At 36.5% G+C, this 23,912-nt stretch carries 24 protein-coding genes; 7 read left to right on the forward strand and 17 right to left on the reverse strand.

What is annotated here, in order from left to right:
* Positions 1 to 8: 8 nt before the first annotated feature.
* From PHU20_RS04610 to PHU20_RS04635, 6 genes are all read right to left on the reverse strand, one after another.
* Complete coding sequence (locus PHU20_RS04610; RefSeq protein ID WP_274824169.1) at positions 9 to 2,402, reverse strand: TonB-dependent receptor; 2,394 nt, start codon at positions 2,400 to 2,402, stop codon at positions 9 to 11.
* Between the two features lie 112 nt (positions 2,403 to 2,514).
* Positions 2,515 to 3,840: a M23/M56 family metallopeptidase gene (locus PHU20_RS04615; protein ID WP_274824170.1), complete on the reverse strand. Its 1,326-nt coding sequence runs from the start codon at positions 3,838 to 3,840 to the stop codon at positions 2,515 to 2,517.
* Positions 3,833 to 4,216: a BlaI/MecI/CopY family transcriptional regulator gene (locus PHU20_RS04620; protein ID WP_274824171.1), complete on the reverse strand. Its 384-nt coding sequence runs from the start codon at positions 4,214 to 4,216 to the stop codon at positions 3,833 to 3,835. The genes PHU20_RS04615 and PHU20_RS04620 overlap by 8 nt, the downstream gene beginning before the upstream one ends.
* Positions 4,217 to 4,420: 204 nt before the next feature.
* Positions 4,421 to 5,797 carry a serine hydrolase gene (locus PHU20_RS04625; protein ID WP_274824172.1) on the reverse strand — a complete coding sequence of 459 codons (1,377 nt, stop codon included), beginning with the start codon at positions 5,795 to 5,797 and terminating at the stop codon, positions 4,421 to 4,423.
* A complete protein-coding gene (locus PHU20_RS04630; RefSeq protein ID WP_274824173.1) occupies positions 5,784 to 6,260 on the reverse strand; it encodes a nuclear transport factor 2 family protein in 477 nt (158 codons plus the stop codon). The genes PHU20_RS04625 and PHU20_RS04630 overlap by 14 nt, the downstream gene beginning before the upstream one ends.
* Before the next feature lie 287 nt (positions 6,261 to 6,547).
* The gene (locus PHU20_RS04635; protein ID WP_274824174.1) at positions 6,548 to 6,760 is read right to left on the reverse strand and encodes a hypothetical protein; all 213 of its coding nucleotides are present in this window, start codon (positions 6,758 to 6,760) and stop codon (positions 6,548 to 6,550) included.
* An 857-nt stretch (positions 6,761 to 7,617) separates the two neighbouring features.
* On the opposite strand from PHU20_RS04635, the gene PHU20_RS04645 reads away from it, so the two are divergent.
* From PHU20_RS04645 to PHU20_RS04670, 7 genes are all read left to right on the forward strand, one after another.
* Positions 7,618 to 8,310: a LytR/AlgR family response regulator transcription factor gene (locus PHU20_RS04645; RefSeq protein ID WP_274824176.1), complete on the forward strand. Its 693-nt coding sequence runs from the start codon at positions 7,618 to 7,620 to the stop codon at positions 8,308 to 8,310.
* A gap of 774 nt (positions 8,311 to 9,084) precedes the next feature.
* Complete coding sequence (locus PHU20_RS20085) at positions 9,085 to 9,162, forward strand: hypothetical protein (protein ID WP_338040880.1); 78 nt, start codon at positions 9,085 to 9,087, stop codon at positions 9,160 to 9,162.
* Positions 9,163 to 10,831: 1,669 nt separating this feature from the next.
* On the forward strand, positions 10,832 to 11,167 hold the full coding sequence (locus PHU20_RS04650; RefSeq protein WP_274824177.1) for a single-stranded DNA-binding protein: 336 nt from the start codon (positions 10,832 to 10,834) through the stop codon (positions 11,165 to 11,167).
* 70 nt (positions 11,168 to 11,237) lie between these two features.
* Positions 11,238 to 11,618, forward strand: coding sequence for a DUF6876 family protein (locus tag PHU20_RS04655; protein WP_274824178.1), 381 nt, complete (start codon positions 11,238 to 11,240; stop codon positions 11,616 to 11,618).
* Between the two features lie 440 nt (positions 11,619 to 12,058).
* Positions 12,059 to 12,598: a BfmA/BtgA family mobilization protein gene (locus tag PHU20_RS04660; protein WP_274824179.1), complete on the forward strand. Its 540-nt coding sequence runs from the start codon at positions 12,059 to 12,061 to the stop codon at positions 12,596 to 12,598.
* A gap of 1 nt (position 12,599) precedes the next feature.
* A complete protein-coding gene (gene mobB / locus PHU20_RS04665; RefSeq protein ID WP_274824180.1) occupies positions 12,600 to 13,634 on the forward strand; it encodes a MobB family relaxase in 1,035 nt (344 codons plus the stop codon).
* Complete coding sequence (locus PHU20_RS04670) at positions 13,631 to 15,064, forward strand: type IV secretory system conjugative DNA transfer family protein (RefSeq protein WP_274824181.1); 1,434 nt, start codon at positions 13,631 to 13,633, stop codon at positions 15,062 to 15,064. Before mobB ends, PHU20_RS04670 begins: the two co-directional genes overlap by 4 nt.
* A gap of 445 nt (positions 15,065 to 15,509) precedes the next feature.
* On the opposite strand, the gene PHU20_RS04675 is transcribed toward PHU20_RS04670, so the two are convergent.
* The 11 genes from PHU20_RS04675 to PHU20_RS04725 all read right to left on the reverse strand — a co-directional run bounded on the left by PHU20_RS04675 (position 15,510) and on the right by PHU20_RS04725 (position 23,911).
* On the reverse strand, positions 15,510 to 16,088 hold the full coding sequence (locus tag PHU20_RS04675) for a Pycsar system effector family protein (RefSeq protein WP_476703470.1): 579 nt from the start codon (positions 16,086 to 16,088) through the stop codon (positions 15,510 to 15,512).
* 3 nt (positions 16,089 to 16,091) lie between these two features.
* Positions 16,092 to 16,922, reverse strand: a complete 831-nt coding sequence (locus tag PHU20_RS04680; protein ID WP_274824183.1) for an ATP cone domain-containing protein — start codon at positions 16,920 to 16,922, stop codon at positions 16,092 to 16,094.
* Between the two features lie 36 nt (positions 16,923 to 16,958).
* Entirely contained in the window at positions 16,959 to 17,858 is a 900-nt protein-coding gene (locus tag PHU20_RS04685; RefSeq protein WP_274824184.1) for a hypothetical protein, read from the reverse strand.
* Entirely contained in the window at positions 17,855 to 18,298 is a 444-nt protein-coding gene (locus PHU20_RS04690; RefSeq protein WP_274824185.1) for a DUF2141 domain-containing protein, read from the reverse strand. Before PHU20_RS04690 ends, PHU20_RS04685 begins: the two co-directional genes overlap by 4 nt.
* Positions 18,277 to 18,681 (reverse strand): hypothetical protein, encoded by a 405-nt coding sequence (locus tag PHU20_RS04695; protein ID WP_274824186.1) that lies wholly within the window; start codon positions 18,679 to 18,681, stop codon positions 18,277 to 18,279. The genes PHU20_RS04690 and PHU20_RS04695 overlap by 22 nt, the downstream gene beginning before the upstream one ends.
* A complete protein-coding gene (locus tag PHU20_RS04700) occupies positions 18,671 to 19,435 on the reverse strand; it encodes an LOG family protein (protein ID WP_274824187.1) in 765 nt (254 codons plus the stop codon). The genes PHU20_RS04695 and PHU20_RS04700 overlap by 11 nt, the downstream gene beginning before the upstream one ends.
* Positions 19,436 to 19,446: 11 nt before the next feature.
* Positions 19,447 to 20,568 carry an ABC transporter permease gene (locus tag PHU20_RS04705; RefSeq protein ID WP_274824188.1) on the reverse strand — a complete coding sequence of 374 codons (1,122 nt, stop codon included), beginning with the start codon at positions 20,566 to 20,568 and terminating at the stop codon, positions 19,447 to 19,449.
* Positions 20,568 to 21,674 carry an ABC transporter permease gene (locus tag PHU20_RS04710; protein ID WP_274824189.1) on the reverse strand — a complete coding sequence of 369 codons (1,107 nt, stop codon included), beginning with the start codon at positions 21,672 to 21,674 and terminating at the stop codon, positions 20,568 to 20,570. The genes PHU20_RS04705 and PHU20_RS04710 overlap by 1 nt, the downstream gene beginning before the upstream one ends.
* Positions 21,671 to 22,399, reverse strand: coding sequence for an ABC transporter ATP-binding protein (locus PHU20_RS04715; protein WP_274824190.1), 729 nt, complete (start codon positions 22,397 to 22,399; stop codon positions 21,671 to 21,673). Before PHU20_RS04715 ends, PHU20_RS04710 begins: the two co-directional genes overlap by 4 nt.
* Complete coding sequence (locus tag PHU20_RS04720) at positions 22,396 to 23,301, reverse strand: ABC transporter ATP-binding protein (RefSeq protein WP_274824191.1); 906 nt, start codon at positions 23,299 to 23,301, stop codon at positions 22,396 to 22,398. The genes PHU20_RS04715 and PHU20_RS04720 overlap by 4 nt, the downstream gene beginning before the upstream one ends.
* A 112-nt stretch (positions 23,302 to 23,413) precedes the next feature.
* On the reverse strand, positions 23,414 to 23,911 hold the full coding sequence (locus PHU20_RS04725) for a hypothetical protein (RefSeq protein WP_274824192.1): 498 nt from the start codon (positions 23,909 to 23,911) through the stop codon (positions 23,414 to 23,416).
* Between the last annotated feature and the right edge of the window lies 1 nt (position 23,912).

A 23,912-nucleotide genomic window follows, 5' to 3' on the forward strand; every position in this document is an offset into this window, starting at 1 on the left:
TTTTAGTGTTATAATCTATCGTATTGTTGTCCTTTTTTGCCTTGATATCGTTTTTGATTCCATCTATAAATAAATGAAACGTTTAATTGTGGTACGCGAACCTGTGATTTTATGTTTTGCTTAAAGTTTTCACCTCTGGTTTTAATATTCCATTCCCAACTGTCAAAAATATCTTTAATGTTGATACTCAATGACGCATTATCATTTAACAGATTTTGACTCATACCAAAATCTAATCGGTATAGGGCCTTTCGTGATAATTGACCTCTGTTGTTGGCGCCTCTAAATCTATTCTGAAATTGAAACTTAAAAGAATTGGTTACCTTAAAATCAAGATGCAATCGACCACTAAATGCAAATCCATTGGTATCAAAATTTGTGGTTTCATAACTACCTCGCTGTTCATACCCATTCAAAGTAACTTCATTATAAATGCTAAACCAGTTTATTGGTTTATAGATAAAGCCCAATTCAAGTCCGTAAGAATTGTCAGTACCAATATTCACTGTTCTGGTCACAAAGACTTCTTCAATGTTTCCATTGATTGAAATGTTTTCTTTTTGAATAAAGTAATCCATATCTTGATTCGTTCTACGGAAGAATAATGTTGGCGCTAAAGTAAATTTATTGCTGAACTTTGACTCAAAAGCCAGTTCCGTAAGAATAACGTACGATGGATTTACCTCGGGATTACCCACGAAAATATTCCTGGAATCACTAAATGAGGAAAACGGAACAATATCATATCGTCTTGGTCTTTGAATTCGTCGAGATATTGAAAAACGAAGGCTTTTATCATCATTAAACTGATAATTCAGAAAACTTGAAGGAAATGCATTTGTATAGTTTCTCGATATTTTTTTTGTATTATTATTAGATGTGATGTCGATATTGGTCGTTTCTGTTCTTAACCCTATTTGAAATTTGAACTTCTTAAAACTTTTTGCATATTGTCCATAAAATGCAGTCACATTCTCGCTGTAGTTAGTCTCATCAGAAAATTCAGGGATTATAGTTGTGATGTCATCTTCTAAACGATTTCCCACATAGTCATTATCTATATTTGTAAATCTGCCTCTGCTGCCAAATTCAAGCTGTGATTTGTTCTTCAGTATATGAACATAGTCAATAGCCACCGTAAAACGTTTGTCGTCAATGTCGTTGTCAATGGCGTCATTGGCATAAATTTCCACCTGTGGAAATGTGTTTTCTTCTACAATTGTAGAGTTGCCGTCTTCAATGGATGATTGTGTTAATGCACTTAATTTTAGTAGTGAGCCTCTTTCATTCAGATTTAATTTATATTCACTTGCAATCTGAAAGAAATTGTTATTAAATTCTTCGGAATCAAAACGCTCCGAAGTTCCATATAAACTATTATTATCATAATCTTCATAAGCAATGGAATTGATCGTATTCAGATTTGCGAGTCGATAGGTAAAGTCTGCTGTAACAGAATGTTTCGAATTGAATTTATATTCGCCGCCAAGGTTATTCAAAACATAAAATTGTTTGAGTATTTTTTCGGAATTCTGGAAACTTTCCGATGGAAATGATTCAAAATCAGAAAGTGCTATTTCGCCTGTTGCTTTTGGTTCAGAATAGCCCAAGCCACTATTAATGTACCACGAGTAATTTTCGTCTGCTTTATTGATGTTTACATTGACACCAGAGTTTAAACGTACCCCAGAAAAGATCTCAAAGCTGCTACTTAACCTTTTTTTCTTACCTTTTTTTAAAATAATATTAATGATTCCACCAGAACCTTCGGCGCTATATTTTGAGGATGGATTGGTAATTACCTCTACCTTATCTATGGACGCTGCTGGAATCGTTCGCAAAAGTAATGCTGTATCTGTCAAGCCACTAATACGACCATCTATTAAGATATGCACACTTCCATTTCCCCGAATACTCATTTTACCATCAACTTCTACCTGTACAGATGGTACATTTTGCATAACATCGATTAAGCTTCCTCCACTTACCGAAAGGTCTTTAGATACATTGTAAACTTTTTTGTCCAGTTCAATTTTATAGTTTGAATCATTAGAAGTGACAACGACTTCATCTAACGAGACTTCCGTATTTATGATAATATCGCCAAGATTCTTTTTGCTTTTTGAACTTGCTAAATCGAGCGATGTAATAGTTGACGGGAAACCAATTACAGAGACTTCAAAATTATAGACTTGTTTTGGTACTTCAATTGAGAAATTTCCATTCTCGTCTGTCAAAGTTCCGAAGATGGTTTCAGGATTAACTTTAGCTATAAGTATAACATTTACATAAGGCACAGGAACATAGGCTTTATCTTTAATGGTTCCTGTAACAGTCGTATTTTGGGCTAAAATACTGTGTGAAAAGCAGAGGATATAGAATAATTGAAATATTGATTTCATAAATATTTTTATGGAAATTTGGATGTACTTGTCCTGTTCTTCTTAAAAAAGAGAACCTTAATTTGGTCAAAAGACCATATTTAAAATTTAGATAATATTTAGAGAGTGGCTACTATTCTATAAAATCCATAGGGTTTAATTGCGTACCGTTTTGCTTTACTTCGTAGTGCAGATGTGACCCAGTGGAAAGCCCCGTATTTCCAACATAACCGATAATATCTCCTTTTTCCACGGCTTGTTTTTCGCTGACATTGAACCCGTTTAAATGTGCATACCAAGTTTCGTAGCCATCTGTATGCGTCATGACTATTAAATTCCCCCAATCACCTTCCATTGAAGCTTTGGCAATTGTACCATCTGCGGTAGCAATAACCAGTGTGCCAATTTTTGCCCTAATATCGATACCAGTATGTGCTACACTTGTTTTGGTTTTTGGACGTTTACTTTTTTCTCCAAAAAAAGATGTAATGTCATTTTTTGAGGCATTCTGTATAGGAAATAGCGTAGGAGGTGTACTTGAAAACCCAGGAACTTTTATAATATTCAGGTTTTCAACAGTTTCAATACCTGATGCTATAAATGCTGTAATTAAAAATACACAAACCGGTGATAATAACATGTATTTAAGTTTTGCAAGACCATTGGATTTAGGCTTGGTCATCATTGTTATTCGTTTTTTTAAGATAGGTTCATTGAAGTAATTGTATAAATTATTTGGATTTGAAATCTCAAGGCTTTGCACTAGTAATTGTAGATATTGTGAAGTTTTGACTCCATTTTGAAGCACACCTTTATCTGCTTGAAATTCGTGCACTGCTTTTAAAGACCTTCTATAAAAACACAGTAGTGGATTAAACCAAAAGAATGCAATATAAACCTCTGTTAGAAGCACATCCCATGAATGTTTTAATTGAATATGTGCTTTTTCGTGTTCTATGATTTGTTTGTCATAGTGTTCGATTTTATCTTCTGGAATAAAAACCCAATTGAAGTATGAGAATATTTCAGGAACCTTTGATACAATTAATTCATATCCATTTTTTTGAATAATTCTAGAATGACTTCTCAATACATATAAATGCCATACTCTGGCTAAAAGTCTAATAAATAAAACGGAAAATACTAACCAATATAATGTAATTGATAGTGTGGAATAATTAAATGATGAATCAATCAAAGGTTGCTCAATAACCTGCAATTGCTTGTTAAATGTGTCTAAATTAACCTGCTCAAATAAAGGAACTTTTATAATTTTTGATCCTATGGAAGGAAATAGATTATTTGAAAAGGGAATACTAACTGAAACAGGAAGCAACAATAGTAAAACAAGCCTGTTTACATTATGAAACGTCAGTTTATTTAAAAACATGATATACAGAAGATAGAACACCGAAAAAACCGTGGCTACTTGAATGAGATATAAAATTATATTATTCATTTTTTTTCTTTAGTTTTTCGATTTTGCTTTCAAGCATTAACTTCATTTTTTCCAATTCAGTAAGGTTTAGATCTTCATTATTGGCAAAAAACAATGCAAACTTACTCGGTGAACCACTAAAGAAGTTGCCAATCACTTCCTTCATATGTCTTTTAAAGTAGGTCTCCTTTGAAACCGCCGCATAATACCGACGGATTTTACCATAGGTGTCAAATTTTAAAAACTCTTTTTTTACTAAAACCCTTACCACGGTTGATATAGTAGTATATGCAGGTTTAGGTTCTGGAAACTGTTCTACAATATCCTTAAGGAAGGCTTTTTCAAGTTTCCAAACATATTGCATCACTTGCTCTTCGGCTTTTGTTAGTTCATTCATATGGTAAATATATAAATAATATTCAAAATACGACTATAAATATAGTAATATGACTATATTCATAGTCGTATTGCATTTTGTGTCTTTTTATTAGATGTACGATTGAAGGTCATATGTGATTTTCAATAGTAATATGTATTATCTTTATCCATTGTGTAATCCCTCACAATCAACTACCTACTTTAATGAAAATCGTATTTAGTCTTATTGTTTTTCTCCTTCTAACTCAATCCTTTTTTTACTGGAAAGAAATTGTAATTTCATTTTATTGTTTATTTCAATAAATTTAAAATACAATTCGAAGGACAAAGGATAGAATTGATCTTGAGCCATTGGTAATAATTTCACTTTTGGGAAAACCGGACTGTCTGTAAATAAGGAACCATTTTCTAAATATATTCGAATGGGAAAATTGTGATTTGTTTTATATGTACCCACATATTTTTTCAGAATGCTCTCTTTTAAAATTATTGTTCTGGGTATTTTTGTTTCCCAATGCAATCCTTCAATGACTTCCATACCATTAATTAGGATTGCCTTATTAATAGTATTGGTAATACTGGCCCCGTTGTCGCTGTTCACAAAAATTACGATACCATTTTGACTTTTTGGGAATAGTATCAGCGTGGTAACCACACCTGGGTCACCACCATCGTGATTTATTATATACTCGCCATTACTCAGTTTATCATAAACCACCCAACCCAATCCTTGGTTCAATTTTTCATTTATGGCCGATTGAGGTTTTATCATCTCATCATATAGAACACCATCAACTACTTTTTTATGCATAATGGCATTCCCAAAAAGCAATAAGTCATTTACGGTTAGCAGCATATCATCTGCTGCGTTGATTTTTGTTATTTTGTAGTTTATGGAATGTAGATTTCCCCTTGTATCGTACCACTTGGCAAATCGGGAAGTATCTTTATCTGCCAACCAACCCATTTTGGCATCTTTCATTTTTAAAGGTTTAAAGACAAGAGAGTCCACAATCTTTTCCAGCCCTATTTTAAATTTGCTTTCAACAGCGTGCCTCAAATATTCCATGCCTTCACCAGAGTACTGAAATTCGGTTCCTGGTTTAAAATTGAATTTTAATTTTCCGTCTTCTTCATCCCAACGCCAGTTTTTAAATCCTGTGGTATGCGATAGGCAGTTTCTAGTTGTGATTAATTTTGCGTAGGCATCGTTAGCTACATCTGGATCTGTCCAATAATGATACAAGGGTTCGTCTAAATCCCAATCGCCATGAGCTACCAGTTTTAAAATAGCTGCCGTTACAACAGGTTTGGTAATACTGGCAACATTAAAAATAGTGTTTTGTGGTGCTTTAGAGCCTTTTTGATTTTCGCCATACACTTTTACCACTTCAATTTTACCATCTTCTATAATTCCCACGCCGACAGCTGGAGCATGATATTCAGCCATAAGTTTTGGGACAATACTATCTAATGTCTTTTTATAGTTTGGTTTAAAGATGGTTGTTTTGCTGTTTGATTTTTGCTCATTGGAACAAGCAACTAGCAATAAAAAGAACAGACAATATCCGTAGAATGATTTAGTTTTAAACAGGCTCATGATCGTAGCTTACTGTGCGTTTTATAATCCAAGAACTTTCATTTCTTTCCCAGATAATAATAAACTTTCCTCTTTGTACTTTCTTTCCATCCTCATAAAATTCATGAATGCCCATTTCTACGGCGCCATAATCGCCTAAAACATGTACTGTAGCATTAACTAATTGTCGGGTCACAGCAAAAGGTCTGGAACATCTGTCGTTAAAAGAAGCAATTTCAACATCAAAAGATGTATTAAGTCCAGAACGGTCATCGTAAAACTCTATATTGGGGGACATTATTTTCTTATAAAGTTCTAAATCGCATTTGTTGAATGCTACATTAAAAAATAAACTGTCCATTTTTAGAATCTCGTATTTTAATGATTTTTCGGTTATTGGATTATCTGCTTTTTGCGAGAAAAGAGGGTTTGAAAAGAATATAAAAAGAAGAAATGCGTAATTGAAGAATTTTATTGCTTTCATTGTTTTTATGCGTTTGATTAATATCTGATTGATGTCATCTAGACGATTTATTCATACTGTTGTTACAATGTCAATATTGTATATAAACCGGTTTTTCAAGCTGCAATACAACTTGTTCTTCAGTTTTTGTTAGTTCATTTATTGACCGAATATATTATTTTTCTTCATTTGACTATAAATATAGTCATATTACTATATTTATAGTCGTACTCTTATCGGAAATATTATAAAAAAATTATAAAGGCAAGAAAAAAGCACTGTAGTTAATAGAGTATTTCTGCACTTTTCTACCTAAAGCCTTGGCCATAATCACCGTATTTGGCTTTCCACTTCACTACCCCTCCCCGCTTTGCAGGGAAGTAACGCTTCATTACCACACCAAAACCGTGAATCAGGTCCGCTTGTAATCGGAAAGTCAAAGCCTCGATTTTATTGACAGAAGTATCAGCAAAGTCTACTATTGTCTTTTCCGATACTTCTTGAAAATCAAGTCTTCGCATTACACATTTTAAGGAGTTTATAGATAAAGCAAACACCATTTAAAATTTATTTGTGTTTAAATAAAAATTATGACCATTACATAGCAAATACCATAATTACCATATAACAAAAATTCCTTAAGCCTTTCATGGACGAAAAGACATTTGATAACCATTACGAAAAACACCATGTGGCCGATACAAACAATCTGCCGGGTTTAATAAAGTATTCTCCAATAGAAGAGAGCCGTATTGAAATCATTATTTAGAAAGGGCTTAAGGAAAATAATAATGCGCTGTTCAACAATACTGCCCAACTTTCTAAACACAGTTTCTTTTTGCATTGTCTTCGCCTGATGTCGGAAAGACTCCTGATGGGGAAATCGGAAGATTGATAACTCATGATTTCACCTGTTTTGATCAATTCAAAGAACAGTTTCTATTTCGGTCGCTAAGTTGTTTAGCTATGCATGGGTTTGGTTGTCACAGGATGAAATAAATATCTTGAAATTATTTCAATGAAAGGTGCGCATACCCCACAAACAGAAATTAAAAAACAATTCTCACTCCAGATGTTTGGGAACACTACAATACTATTGATTATCTATAAGCCCGGCCATAAATCGTAGAAGGTTTCAGCGAAATCATACTGGGATTTTTCAAACTAAAATTTGTAATTAAAATGAGTGACATCTGAATGAACCATTTAGTAAGTTATTGGCAAACGTTAACGGTCTCCTTCAATGAACTCAACCAAATCTTAAAACCATTATTATCTCCATTTACACAACATTTAATTCCCTATTCACATCTTTTATTGCGGTGAAAAATGATATTCATTTACCTTTCTGATGATTTAATACCAAAGATTATTACAAATGAAATTAAGAAGTATAATTGTAGACGATTCACATATGCAGCGGATGGCGATGAACAGATTAGTTAATAATCATCCGAACTTAGAACTAGTAGAGGAGTACAACAATGCAATTGAAGCAAAAAACGGTATCAAAAACAATGAGATCGATCTTATTTTCTTGGATGTCGAAATGCCGATTTTAAATGGTTTCGATCTTATGGAGTCATTGGTCAATCGACCACAGGTAATTTTGATTACCGGTAAACCAGAATATGCCTTTAAGGCCTTTGATTATGACGTAACGGATTATCTTCACAAACCCATCACCTTGACCCGTTTTAACGCTTCGATCAAGAGAGCAGTAGCCAAATATGAGCGGATTCACAAGGTGGACGAAAATGAGGAGCATATCTTTGTGAAAAGCAACCTGAAAAAACGCAAAGTTATACTTAACGACATTAAATGGATCGAAGCACTTGGCGACTATATTAAATTGGTGACAGTTGAAGCCAATATCATCATTCTATCAACCATGAAATCCTTTGAACAAAAGTTGCCGGAGGATAAATTCCTAAGAATCCATAAGTCCTATATTGTAAATCTGGAAAAGATCGAAAAGTTCAACAGTAAGAATGTTGAAGTTGCTGGAAGACTGATACCATTGAGTCGAAACAAAAAAACGGAATTGATGGAGGCATTGAATAGCGTTTAGGGTTTCTCGAGAGTTTAAAATGTAGTGACCTTGCCAATACAATTTTTCGTTTTAACCAAGGAATGATTTGATGGGGTCTTCTGTGGGATATTCTTTAAGTGCTGATTTATGAAATAAAAAACAGACGGGAATCCCCCTAAAAAACGTTGGCTTTATTCCAATAATAGGATTGAGATTCGGGATGAGCATGAATAGACATTATAAGCAAAGGTTTAATCAACATTGTAGCCTTACCCTTATGGGGAAACTCTAAATACAACGATTTTTCGTTACTATTCTTCGTTTTAGGGAAGAATCAACAACGTATGCCGTTTCATGTAGGCCACTTCCATACCGCCTTATTTCTTGAGCCAATAGTAATTAGCTAACTCGTCGATTCCCTATTCCCATGCAATTTCAGGCAATCAATATCCCAGTTCAATTTCTTTTAGGATTTTAATGTTCTGGCCTTCGCTAAACGTACTTTTCTTCATTTGAGAGTTAAAATCTAAAATAAATTCGAATTTTATACTGTCCGATTTATCGGGAGAAAGTCACAGGATATCCAAGAAAATTACTTTTGGTCCTATTAGATCAAACTACATCTCCTTGATTATTGTAAGGCTTTACGGATGGTTCTTAATCCAAATGTTGTTTGGTCCTAATTCCACACCTTATGACGAAAAAAACGTTCGATATTTCAACAACCAAACGACCTTTGTATCAAAACAAAACCCCTGATGCATGAAAACAATTTTACTTGTTAAGGTAATCTATTGAGGGACATTCAAGAACATTCAAAATTATGTCGCAATACACTATCTCAAAGCTTTTACATGGTTCACCTTGGCCATGTTCGCAATGGTGCTATAAGTCTTTTTATACAGACTATCTATGGACTTCCAATTTTCTAATCTCTAAACATGCATAGAAAAGGACGAGATGGGAAAGTGTTGATTATTTCCGGTGCCTTATTTGTTGGCGCTATACTCCTATTGGTCATTATCATGACCTTTGGAATATAAAGGAATTTCTATAATTATCAGTCAGTGCTACGCTTTTTGATATAAACGCCATAATAGATTCTATCGTCTCCAATGGTTTCATATTATCCCTTTAACTAAAGATTGAATCTTACTAAAGTTTTTTATTTGTCAACCCAGATTTATGTAATAAATTTGATTACTGATCCAGTATGAATATTTTGAAACTATTTTAAATATAGAATAATACTGATTTGATTTCAAACCCTAGATGAACTTTACTAGTTTCAACAAAAGGTATGGCCTGATTCACTTAATGGAGTAGTAATTCCTTTATTATAACAATAATTTTATGGTAGCTTTTTTAGTTAATGGTTAGTGTTTAAATGCTCCATAATTTAAGGGCTCCATAACTTGGGGCCCTTTTTTTAATATTTCCAATTCTACTTGTTCCATACGTATCAATCCAGGGACAATGATTTTCGCCGGAAAAATCACACCTGGATTAAAAATGTATTTAGCCCCTATTTTGGAACCATCCCCGATCAGAGATGTTCTCCCCTATTAAATGGATAGTTAAGACTTTAGGATTAAGGGCAAAAAAATGTTTGGCTTTAAATAAGCATAAACCATTGTTTCATGTTGAACGCCTATTTTTTTTCCAATTTAAAACGATTGAAAAAATGATTTGTTACGACGATTAAATCAACCCTCCAAAATGACCTTTTTAATGAACTATCATTCTTGATCATTCCCTTCTTATAAGAACTTCCTATACTTGATATCCTTTTTTAGTTTCGTCAATTGACGTCTTTTGAAACCGAAAAAAAATCTCCTTAAAATATCAACACACATTTTAATCGTATAGTTCGCTTTAAATCCTACTTGAAGAGGAAAATCTATTTTCTTGAACCATTCAGCACGTTCCCTTTCATTATATTCCAGGCAAAGAGCTTCACTAAAAAAGTCTTGGACCCAATCCCCGTTTTTAGCCTTCCTCTTCGCTACCCCTCCCCGCTCTGCCGGGCAGGAACACTGCGCTCCCTAGCCAAAACCGCGAATCAAGTCCGCTTGTAACCGGAAAGTCAAAGCCTCGATTTTCTTGACAGAACGATCGGCAAATCCGACTTCGGTCTTTGCTCGATACTTCTTGAAAATCAAGACTTCGCCTTACACATTTTAAGGGGTTTATAATGGATGAAGCCTTTTCTGTTTTTCGGGACAGCGAAAATCAGGCAGGGTATAACCAATTCTAGTTTAAACCAAGCTTCCTATTTCGCTTAACTCCCGGTACACTCAAATCGATACTGGGTTTAAAAGAATTGCTAATGCCCTTGTGGAACTTGTCAAGACTGTACAGGTTTTAGTAAAAAATAAGGTTTCTACTTCCTTGAAAATCCAAGGATTTTACGACGTCGCAGACACTCGTGATTTATTCCCTAAAAGTCTTGACAAAACCCACTTCATCCATTGTGCGGAGCACAAAAGAAAAGAACAAACACCCCTTAAAATTCAGTCTGGATTGAAAAGGGAATTATTAATCTTTAAATTTTTTATTTATGAGTACTATTAGAAACCACGTACAGTTAATTGGTAATGTTGGACAAGAGCCAACTGTTACGAACCTTGAAAGCGGTAAGAAAGTAGCCCGATTCCCATTGGCCACCAATGAAAGCTACAAAGACAATAAAGGTGAAAAGCAAACGGACACCAATTGGCACACCGTTGTTGCTTGGGGCAAGACTGCCGAAATCATCGAAAAGTATGCCGATAAAGGCAAGGAAATCGGTGTGGTCGGAAAATTAAAGTCCCGCACCTTCACCGCAAATGACGGTAACCAACGCTATGTTACCGAAGTGGTAGCCGATGAAATCCTGTTAATGGGCACTAAGTAAAAAGATAAAGAGGGTGTTCCCTTGGCAAGTAACACCCTCTTTTCATCATTAAACCCAAAAAGACGTAATAATGAAAGCACAAGTTAATGAAATACTAGAGGGATTGCAACATTTTCACGGTTCTGAAATGTACTATGAAATCCCATTGATACGAACCCGATTTACAAACGGACTGCAATATTTGGCCCAGGTAGCGGAATGCTTTTGGTTGATTACCGATACTTCGGTAATCGCCAAAAGTTTATTGGATAGAAGCTATTTTATCACCATTGATTTTAAAAGGCTATCGAAAGAAGAACAGGATTCTACAGGCTACGAGGCCGAAATAATCTACAGCGATGGAAACGGTACTATATTGGAAACGCATCGATACCACGTTACCGATTTTCCTCTGGATGAACTGCGCTTGTATTTTGTGGATGATACGCTGATGCTACCAAGTGAATATTAAAGTGGAAGACTTATGAAATCCATACAACCATAAGTAGGTTTCCCATATCCAAATAACAAAACACACCAAACGGGCCCTTTTATTATGAAGGGCTTTTTTGATGCCCAATCCCCTAATTTCCATATCTTTATAGCTTTAGAAAAGCATTGATTTTCTAGTGGTCATCACCTTGATTTTAATTTGACTTTCCTTGATGGCCATATTCGTAAAATATGATAGAGGCAACCCACGATAGTGAGGTTGTTCGGAAATTTTTGGTCCCCTTGGGACGAAAAATGGAGAAGCAAGAGGGTAACACGCTGCGCGATGTTACGACGGTTTATCTATATACAATATACTGATTTACAGCGTATTAAATGTGTTTATGAAATCGATGGCCTGGGGCTTTTACAGCAAATGACGTCAGAACACCCTTAAACAGGTACTTTTTTACAGTAAAAATGAAGGATCCGTATCAAAAATATCGTTTTTCGGCCATTAATATCAAAAAGGATGTTGCCATACGCTTTCGGAACTTTTCCCGATTGGTGTCGGATTCGCATACCCATACCTTGGAGAGGGTCATGAACTTCTTTGAATGGAACGACCTTTCACCCAACGATGATCTGGGCATCAATAACAACAGGACCAACAAGCGGATCAATGCCGTTATCGCCATACTTAAAAATATTGAAAAGCATCAGACCCTACCCACCAAGGCGATGCTGGATACCCTCTTCCAAGAGATTTCAAACATGGAAAATACCGAGGAAAAGGAGGAAGATTTTGATTTTGGGTCGCCCGAACCGCTTTCCCGGGACAACGAACTGGACCACTACCGAAACCGCTATGAAGAAATGCAACAACTCCTTGGAAATCACAAAAACAGGATGCTGGATCTTTTGAAGCGTATGACCTATGTCAAAGGAACTTTTGGGAAAGGGCATTATAAACTGGATATGGACCAACCCGAATTTGAAAAATTAAAAAAAGAACTATAATATGTACATTACCATTACCGCACAGCAAGTTGAGGGCAATTATTCCCAAAGTGCCACCGCTTTCGTGGACTATCTCGAAAAGGAAAACGAGGGGAAACCCATAGCCGAACTGGAATATTTCTTTAACCAGTATGGGGATGAAATCCCTGCCGAAGAGGTGGTCATCGAAATTGACGGGAACACGGCCAAGCTGAAAAGGACAGAGCCCAAATTCTATTCCATCACCCTGAATCCAAGTAGGCGCGAACTTAAGGCTATAGGGAATTCCCCCGAGGCCCTCAAACGCTATACCCGGGAAGCGATGAAGGACTATGTCAATGCCTTCAATAGGGACATTGACGGTAGGCCAGTAACCGTGGACGATATTAAATACTATGCCAAGGTGGAACGCCAACGCACCTTTAAGGGAAGTGATGCACAGATTATCGAAAACCAACCCTATGCCACCAAAATCCTGAACTTGAAGCAAGAGATCCGTCGTATCGAAAACGGGGAACATAGAGGGGATATCAAAAAACTGCAAAGGGAGATGGTGCGCCTGGAAAGGAAAGCCCCCCACCAATTGAACGGCAAGCGCATTGTCAGGGGAACGCCCAAACCGGGACCGCAGTGCCATATCCATATCATTGTCAGCCGTAAGGACGTCTCCAACCGGTACAGCCTCTCCCCTGGGAGCAAGTACAAGGCCTCCGTTGTTGAGATGAACGGTAAGACCGTAAAACGCGGCTTTGACAGGGATACCTTTATTACAAATGCGGAGAAGACTTTTGACCGGTTATTTCGTTTTAACCGAAACTTCGTAGAGACCTATACCGCTAGGAAGACCTTTCTAAAGAATCCGAAGCTTTATTTTTCCATAATCACAAAACTACCGACCAATGAAAAGGCCCTGGCGTTTAAACTCCTGCAAAAAGCTGGGGTCAGTACCTCCTTGTTACACCTTCCGACCAATAAGCTCCAAGTGACCGTCAAAGCGATCAATCTATTGAAAAAAGGAATCGGCAAGGCCATCGAATCAGGCTCCATTGGGTTATGAGCTGGCAGGCCGAACATATCATCCTTTATATTGTTGTACCGGTGTTATTCGTGGGTACGGTACTCTTTACACTACTGTTCGGGGAAGTGCATGAACGGACGGATAAAAAATACAAGGTTCGTTTCAAATTAAAGTACGGTAGCTTCACCGTGGATAATATCCGTAGGGGTACTTCGGTCATCGGTTCGGCAGGAAGCGGCAAGACAGAAAGCATCGTCTATAATTTCTTGCAACATTTCAGTGCGTACGGCTTCTGTGGGGTAATCCATGATTATAAGGACTTTGATCTGACCGAGATCGCCTATCCCTTGTTCAGGGAGAACAACATTCCGTTCTATACCATTGCCTTTGATGAGATCCATTTCCGGGTCAACCCCATCGCCCCTAAATATTTGCCCAACGAGGAAAGTGTCAATGAACTCTCCAGGGTACTGATGGAAAACTTGTTGGAACAGGACCTATCACAGAATAAAGGGAGCAACAAATTTTTCTCCGACGCCGTAGAGGGTCTTTTAAGCGGTATTATCTGGAAAATGAAAACCGCCTATCCGGAGTATTGCTCCCTCCCCCATATCATTGCCCTCTTCCATACGGCAAGTACCAAAAAACTGGTGGCTTTACTTAAATCGGACCTGACCTCCCAAAGTATGGCCAGTGCCTTTATCCATGGAATCGAATCCGAAAAGCAGACCGCCGGCATCAAAAGTACCCTCTCCAATGCCTTTAAAAAAATCAGTTCCAAAAAGGTGTTCTATGTGCTTTCCAAGGATGAAGTACCCCTGGACATCAACAACCCGGACAATCCGGCCGTGGTATCGCTGGTCAACAACCCTAAATACGATGCGGCCTACTCCCCTATCATTGCTATGGTCATGCATACCCTAGTCAAACAGATGAGTGTCCGTGGTATGAAACCTTCCTTTCTCTTGATGGAAGAGGCACCGACCATCAAACTACCCAATATGCACCGGATTCCCGCTACCTTGAGGAGTTACGATATTTGTACCGTTTATGTTATGCAGGATAAGGTGCAGAACGATCTGCTATATGGGGACAAGGCAAGCAAGGCCATTTTAAGCAACCTGTCCTATCAGTTCTTTGGTAAGGTCAATGACCCCGATACCGCCAAATATTACGAACGTTTTTTTGAAATCATTAAAAAGCCCACACGAAGTATCAGCAAGAACAGTGGACTCAGCTTTGAAAGCCGCATTACCAAAGGTGAAAAGGAGGTTTCCAAACGTAGGGCGGATATTTTTTTTCGATTGAAACAAGGCGAGTTCGTCGCCTTTGCAGATGGGAAGGATAAAAAAGTACAATTCAAATTACAACCTATTCGCAAAGCAATACCTGATACAAGCAAGACGTACTCCAATGAGGATATCCAATTGAACTTTGAGAGAATCCATAGGGAAATAAAGTCCTTATAAAAGTAAATAATTTCTGAAAAGTACTATAATCATAATATCCGAGCATCACCTCTCTTTAAGCTCGATTTAGTACTATTTAAAATACGATTAAGCTGATTTTCCATAATGTCAAAAATCTTTAACTGGAACTTAATTGATAAACCATAATCGCCTTGTTTTGTTATTATACCAATTGAATTATCTTTTGAGTTGTTCGTATAGGACGAATCCAATGTCACGCCGAGTGAGAGATACCTTTGCACTCTTACATAAAGTATATCATCAGCACATTATCAATGGTCCTTCATTGCACTTCGATATCACATTTGGACAACCCGAACCCATAAAAACCGCAGATGTGAATATTCTTCGTGTGTTATCAGTAAATCCTATTTTCTTTTCCTGTTTTTAACGTATTATCATGTTTTTGGATGATGCTCTGCAAACCTAAAATTAAATACCATCATTAAAACACAATGATTTCGGTTATTAAAGTATAGAATATCGTAAGAATTAATCCCGTTAAAAATAATATCACTGAAATTGTCAAAAGTCGTTGTTTTAGGGCGATGCTTTTACCCAAAAAATAGAGATCATTGATCATTTCATTATAAATGTTCTGACCACTATCCATTATACGTTCAAACTCTTTCTTGAATTCATCTAAGGTATGTGTCGAAAAGCTTTCTGCGTATAGTGTTCCTTTATAACCACTTTTTTTGAACTTAGAACCAAAATAATGATGTGGCAACATGCCTATAAGGGCAAAGATCATCGATAACATACTACTGATGACCAATATTTTGATTGCGACATTAATATTAATCTCTTGGGTTTGAAAATTTATGAATTGTACGCCGAATAAAAGGGATGTTATGATTGAATTTACGGTAAGTACTATTCTAGATTTATTATCTATCATTTTTAAAAGGTTATAATGATTTCTAGAAACTGTCCTGAATAGGGTCTGCACCCCCCGTGAATCATATTTTAGAAGCTTTTTTTTCGTTTTTGGCTTATCTTGGGTATTAGTTTTATTTTCCATATCCTACAGATTTGTTCTACATAATTGTCCCACTTCGGAGCATATTTTTTTAATCCTTTCAGGGTTTAAGTTCATTTCCCCTAAACAACGTGATTGAATTGCAAGTTCTTTTACCAAAATAATATCTTTTGCGATCAACTGCTCTTTTTCTTTTCTGGCCAATGTTGTAAGCGTGGTGATCGGGTACAAGGCGTAGGTATCTATATTGGCTTTCAGCCCCTTGTTCTTTGGGTAGTCCCAACTCAACAATGTTAGACCCACGCATTTAGCGTAGTTGATGGCATCATCGGTAAATCGGGTATTTGTGACCAACCAGCCCTGTTTTAAATGCGTTTTGTTTTTTATGTCCGAATTCCATTGTTCTTGAATGTCCAAGAATCTTGAATTGATATACAGAGGGGTTTTGACGTTACTTGAAATATCGGGTTTGGAATGGAACTTACATTCGATGGCATAGACGTTCCCGTCCTTTTTTGCCAAAACATCCACTTCATGGGTAACACATTCACCCTGTAATATTACACCGATGTCAGTTTTATATCCCTTGTGGTTCAATAATGCCCCTACCATTCGCTCAAAAGGGTATCCCGTAGGCCCCAGATCGAAGATGGCCCTTTTTAAACTGTATTTTGAAGCATACATACGGTTGTATTTCTTTAAAAGGGGAAAGACTTTTTTATGGATTTCCTCCGAAGATATACCATCGTATAGTTGTGGTTCTATAGTTTTGACCAGAATTTCGGCCTCGTCATTTTTCACACCACAATTCCGTAAGGACTCCTTGATCTTTCTTATTGAAAAAATTTCCGCATCGCCCGAACTCTTGGTAACCATATATTTGTGTTTGTCCATATCTTTATTCCTTCAATATTAAAACCGCAACAATTCGGTCATTATCCCAAACCTGATTACATCCAATCGGTGCTGAAAATAGATGTTATAATTATCCGTTCCATGATAATACCGTACAAAAAAACCAATATCTTCCAAAAACTTCGGATGGTAATAAAACGTAAGACTGGCACTGAACCGCTTGATGTCAAAGGTGTCCCAGTCGTTGATGTTATCCAAAAACCAAGTGGTCTCTGCCTTTAGGGAGAAATCGGCCTTTACCGACCCACGATGTCCCATTTTTACAGGGAGTTTGTAAGCGAAAAAAGCATTGTTCCAACGAAAGCCGCTATACTTGCCATGCAGTTCGTCAAGCATCCAACTTCTTGGGTGTACCTCAAGGGAACTTTTAAAAAATTTTGAAGCATTCAACGCTTTGCTGAACGATGTTCTTATCAGGCCCAATTCAAAGAAGTTGGTGGCAAAGTTGCCATTCAGTAAATTGATATTGCCATCCATATTATAAAAATCGCCGTCCTGACCATTGGAATGGTGTGCCAATTTACCAAAAAGTGTATAATGGTCCGTAGGATTCTTGTCCCCCATTAAATAATAGATAGTTATCTGCGGAATATAACTCGGCGTTCTGACCGGATATGATACCTCATTGAACATTCTAATAGTGATCTGCGAGGTTAGGACCGCCATTAAATTAGACTCCTTACGTTCCCTGATGACAAAACTGGGATTAACGTTGGCCTCGAACATCAAAGGTTCCAGATTACCGATATCCATGGGAAAAGTGATATAGCTGTCGCTTTGGTTGACCTGCGCTATTTTTGCAAGGTCAAGATCAGGTAGGGAGTCGTTGTTTATTTGACCAAGGATTCCCTGTGAAAAAAATTGTATTAGGATCAGTATGTAGCCATACCTTTTCATTTATAAATCATTTTTACGGAAATTGTGGTATCGGAATCCAGTTCAAAACTCGCCTTGGTGAAATTGGGACGGTTCGACAAGCCTATGCTCGTATAGTTGGAAAAACCGATACCTTCTACGGGTAATGGTAACATAATTTTTTTATCCAGTTTTCCATTGTTGTTTTCATCATGCAAAACAGCAATGGCATAACGGCCCTGCTGTAAATTTTTAAATGAGCACACTGCTTTTCCCCCTACGATTTTCACGGTTTTTTTTATATAATAATTCTTGAATTTCTCATCAGGAATTGAGCCTTCTTTGTTATAAAGAGCAAATATCGCAGACCCTTCAGAGTTTTTCAATCCGTCTATTTTCACGGTTAAGGAGTACATGTCCATGCTGGAATTTGACAGCATTGAAATAATCAATAGTAAAGTTAAAATGAATGTTTTTTCCATTGTGTTGTTTTATATTTAACATAAAAGACAAATAATAAGGTCAAGGTTATTCTAAACATCATCGCATAAATGGTTTTCGTTTCATAGTCCCCTCCCGTTTTTATATGCAAAAAAAGTCCTGATAGGGCAGCAAGCAATAACATAAGGGAGGAATTAATGGGTAGTATAGCCCATAGTTTGCGCCGTATCAACCCAAAACTTGTTATTAAGTAGAAAATGCTACAAATAAAATTCACCCAAACGATAAATAGAACATAGTTTCCTTCTTTGGCCCTTATACCAAACCAATCAAAAATCACAGAACTACTTAAAAATAAAGTGAGCAATGCGAATAATGTTAAAACAGTAATAATCAAAGTATTGATAATCTTTTTAGTTTTCATATTGTATCTTTTTTGTTTTAGTCCCCCTAAGCCACCATTTTCCCCTTACCCGGTTTTTTGTTAGTCTGAATTTTTTAATGGAATATGTTTCGATATGCATAATTAAATCCGCTACAGAGTCAGTTACAAAAAGCAGTTTCTGATCTTCGGGACTGATGCTTTCGTTTTCTGCCATTAATTGAATATGCCGGCACAATTCCTTATGGTATTCGGAATCATAAATAACCACTGGAAAATCTTGGATTATTCTAGTTTGAATTAGGGTTAAGGCCTCAAACAACTCATCTAAAGTACCTATACCGCCAGGCATGATCACAAAAGCATAAGAGTATTTTACAAGTATAACCTTGCGCAAAAAGAAATAGGGAATATTTATCCACTTGTGAAGATATGGGTTTGGTTTCTGTTCATTGGGTAAAATAATATTGCACCCAACTGAATAGCCTCCAGCCTCAAAAGCTCCTTTGTTTGCAGCTTCCATAATGCCAGGGCCACCACCTGTTAAAACCGTAAATCCTATTTTGGCCAATTCAGCCCCGATATTCTCCGCTGCTTTATAATAATCTGTATTTTTTGTAAACCTTGCAGAACCAAAAACAGTTACACATGGACCAATAAAATGCATTCTCCGAAACGAATTTATAAAATGGAAAAATACACTAAAGACAAATGTTAGTTCCTTAAAACGAGTTAATGGACCTCTAACGAATAAAGATTCATCTGTAGACAATTTTGTATGATGTTGAGATTCCATGCGAGAACTATTTAAGCCGTTTTCTTATAACTCCATACTGCCAAACCATTCATTACAATGGCATAGGCCAATGTTTTTAATGCAAGTGGCAAAATATCACTGAATCCAGATCCTTTAAGCATAACCATGCGCATTATCTCAACAAAATATTTAATGGGGTTGAATTCGGTAAGTAATTGCGCCCATTCCGGCATACTTTCAATCGGAGTGAACAACCCACTCATTAGAATAAAGATCACAACAAAAAACCAAGCGATAAACATTGCCTGCTGTTGCGTATCCGTGAAATTCGATATAAAAAGACCCATCCCTAGGATTACTAGGATATAAATAGAAGTGTACCCGTATAATAGTAGCAAACTTCCTACCATTGGAACATCAAAAATGAGTTTCGCCAGTATTAGACCTATAGTCAACAACCCCATACCTATAACCCAAAAAGGAAATAATTTCCCTATTATGAATTGACTTTTTCGAATCGGCGTGACATTCATCTGTTCGAGGGTCCCTATCTCTTTTTCTCTTACAATATTCATCCCAGACAGAAACAATGTAATCATAGATACGAGCAAGACTAAGATTCCCGGAACCATAAAAGTTTTGTAATCAAGTGTTATATTGTACCAGAAGGATGGAATACTCAATATATTTACCGGTTTTGGTGTTTTATTTGAAAGCCCTACATAAGTTACTTTCAAATCTTTATTAAAGTTTTGTACAATTTGATTAATGTAGCCACTTTCAACACCTGCAGCTGCACCATCAATTGCATTAATGGTAATCCCCAAACGGGAAGCTTTTTCTTTTATAAAATCACGTTCAAAATGTTTTGGTATTTCTAAAACCACATCAACATTTCCCAAGAGCATTGCCGAACTTGCTTTCTCATGTGATGGGAAAGTGGTCATTACATTAAAATAGGAGGAGGCATTAAACCGATCGACCAAAGCCCGGGACGTTGAACTATGATCCTGATCCACATAAGCGAATTTTATATTTTTCACCTCATAGGTAGCGGCATTTGACAAAATGACCAACTGCAAAATTGGCAGAATAAATATAATCGGTAACATCCCTTTATTTCTAAAGATCTGTTTGAATTCTTTTTGTACGATATATGCTATTGTATTCATTATTCTAAACGGATTTTATATTTCTTTATGCTTAAACCTATAAATAAGATGGTCATGCCAATTAGTATCACACTTTCTTTCCATAGAAAGGAGATGTCAACACCTTTTAACATAATTCCTTTAATAATGACAATAAACCATTTAGCGGGGATTATGTGACTAATTACCTGTAAAGGTTCCGGCATACTCGAAATCGGGAAAATAAAACCAGAAAGTAATATTACCGGAAGCATTAACCCCATCAAGGAAATCATCATTGCAGTTTGTTGGGTTTCTGATATTGTTGAAATCAATATCCCCAAGGCCAATGAAGCTATGATAAACAGTACACTTTCAGCACCTAATAAAAACAAGCTTCCTTGAACTGGCATTTTAAAAATAAATATGCTCAGAATTACAATGACAATGGCATTGATGACAGATAGAAAAATATAAGGGACCACTTTCCCTATTATTACTTGAAAAGGTTTGATAGGTGACACTAAAAGGATCTCCATCGTACCTAATTCCTTTTCCCTTGTAATGGATATCGAGGTCATCATTGCGGATACTAGCATTAGTATTATCGTCATAACCCCTGGGACAAACGTAAAGACACTCTTTAGTTCAGGGTTGTAAACCATCCGTGTTTCTGGGATAACCTGGTAATCAAGCTCTATACTTCTATTTTTAGACTGCTCATAATTCTTAAGTATGGAACTAATATAGTTGGTTATGGTATTTGCCGTATTGGGATCTGTCGCATCGGAGATAATCTGTAAGGTTGCACGCTGCTCCTTAATTAAGTTTTTACTGAAATCCTTTTCAAAATTTAATACTGCTTTTATTTTTCCTTTTTTAAAAGCATCTTCAATATCCGCTTCCCGGGTTATGAATTGTTCTATTGTAAAATATTTGGATGCGGATATCTTGTTAATAATCTCCTGTGTAGATGCATCTTTGGAATGATCCAAAATAGCTATATCCACATTGTTGATCTCATTCGTAATGGCGAAACCGAACAACAATATTTGAGCGATGGGCATACCGAACAAAATGAACAACGATCGTTTATCCCTGAAAATATGATAAAATTCTTTTTTAATAAATCCAATAAACCGTTTCATCCTCTAGCTAATTTTAAAAATACATCGTTCATGTTATCCACATTGAATTGTGCTTTGAGTTTTTTTGGCGTATCCAAGGCCTCGATTCTTCCATCTACCATTATTGAGACACGGTCACAATATTCGGCCTCATCCATGTAATGTGTTGTTACGAAAATGGTTGTGCCCTGATTCGCCGATTTATAAATCATTTCCCAAAATTGTCTGCGGGTAATAGGGTCAACACCTCCTGTGGGTTCATCCAAAAACACAATTTTCGGTTCATGTAATAGGGATACTGAAAATGATAGTTTCTGCTTCCATCCTAAAGGCAGGGAACCTACCAATTGATCGGCTATTCCATCCAAACCCAATTCCATAATCAAGTGCTTCGTTTTTTCCTTTATTCTGGCTCTAGACAAACCATAGATCCCTCCAAAAAAAGTGATGTTCTCCTTCACTGTTAAATCATCATACAATGCAAATTTCTGGCTCATATATCCTATGTTCTTCTTTATGGACTCTGCTTGTGCATACACATCGAAACCTGCTACTTTTGCTTTCCCTGATGACGGTTTTGAAATTCCGATCAACATCTTCATGGCCGTGGTTTTTCCAGCACCATTAGCGCCCAAAAAGCCAAATATCTCACCTTTCTTAACTTCGAAACTTATGGCGTTCACTGCCGTAAAAGCACCAAATTCCTTTGTTAATTCCTCAGCTTCTATAACATTGTTTTCTTTCATTTCTTTGCTAATTCCATAAACGTGTCCTCTATAGTGGGTTTAGTGGGTTCAATGCTGAAACTTTTAAGACCTTGCGCATCTAAATATTGTGCCAAATCGGCTATATTGAATGCTGGTCGTTTATCGGCATAATGAACAAACTCCCCAAAAGGGTATACGCTATATAAATGTTCATAATTATTTAAACTCCGTATCAGTTGGTACATATTGTTGGCCCCTATATTATAAAGGGCCTTAGGGAACTTATGCACAATGGATTCAGGTGTATCAATCTCTAATATCCCGCCATCCTGAATAAGAGCAATCCGATCGCACAGGGCAGCTTCATCCATGTATGGAGTAGAGACCAATATGGTTATGCCTTTCTTTTGAAGTCTTTTTAGCATTTCCCAGAATTCCTTCCTTGATACTGGGTCAACTCCTGTAGTGGGTTCATCCAAGAACAGCACTTTCGGTTTATGTATCAAAGCGCAGCTTAAAGCCAATTTCTGTTTCATCCCTCCAGATAATTGACCGGCTCGCCTCTTTTTAAAAGGCTCTATTTGAATATAGATATCTTTGATTAGATCATAATTTTCCTCTATTGTCGTACCAAAAATAGTGGCGAAAAAATTGAGGTTTTCCTCTACGGTCAAATCTTGATATAATGAAAATTTACCTGGCATATATCCAACACTCTGCCTAATATCTTTATAGTCTAACACTACATCATATCCTGCAACAGTCGCTTCTCCTTCATCAGAAAACAATAAAGTGGTAAGAATTCTAAATAAAGTTGTTTTTCCGGCTCCATCCGGTCCTATAAGACCGAACAACTCCCCTTCCTTAACATCAAATGTGATCCCTTTTAAGGCTTTTACATTTTTATAGGATTTTGATATGTCAGTAACTCTAATACCCATACATCCCATTAGATTGTAACCCTTCTGGAGAGGTTATCCCTCCTTTTAGGTTTTGTTCGCAACTATTATCGTTAATATATATATCCATATCCGTTACAATTTTATTTATTTCCTATTCGAAGTAGTTGTCATAAAAAACGATATTCTCTATTATACTATTTTTGATTTTTGATGCATTTTCAATCGTTTTTGTTTCTGAGAGTGCTTCGATTTTATGTATTAGTGGTACGAGCCAAATGTGTAAATTATCGTGGGAGCCTCCTTTCATTGTACAATTATTTACAATAAAAAAAATGTCTTCATTGAGTTGTTCGGCTAATTGATGATAATCCTCTAGTGTTTTGAGAGTTTGGACTTCGATGTTATTTTGCATTTTCAAAATAACCTCATTAGTTGTTGCGTCGGCTTTCCATTTGATACCATTGTTCATTACGATTTCTTCCGTCCATGAATTGTCATATACACTAGAAGCCCCGTTCTGCCATTCTTTGTTCGTAGATGCCAAGGCCGGTTTTGTTGTAGTGCTTGTGATGGTTTTGTCTTCTTTGTTTTTACCGTCTTTACAGCTTACTAAAGCCATTAGGCTCAATACTAAAATCAAATATTTCATT

Origin of the sequence: Maribacter polysaccharolyticus, from assembly GCF_028882255.1 — a bacterium.
In the GTDB taxonomy this organism is placed as follows: Bacteria; Bacteroidota; Bacteroidia; order Flavobacteriales; family Flavobacteriaceae; genus Maribacter_A; species Maribacter_A polysaccharolyticus.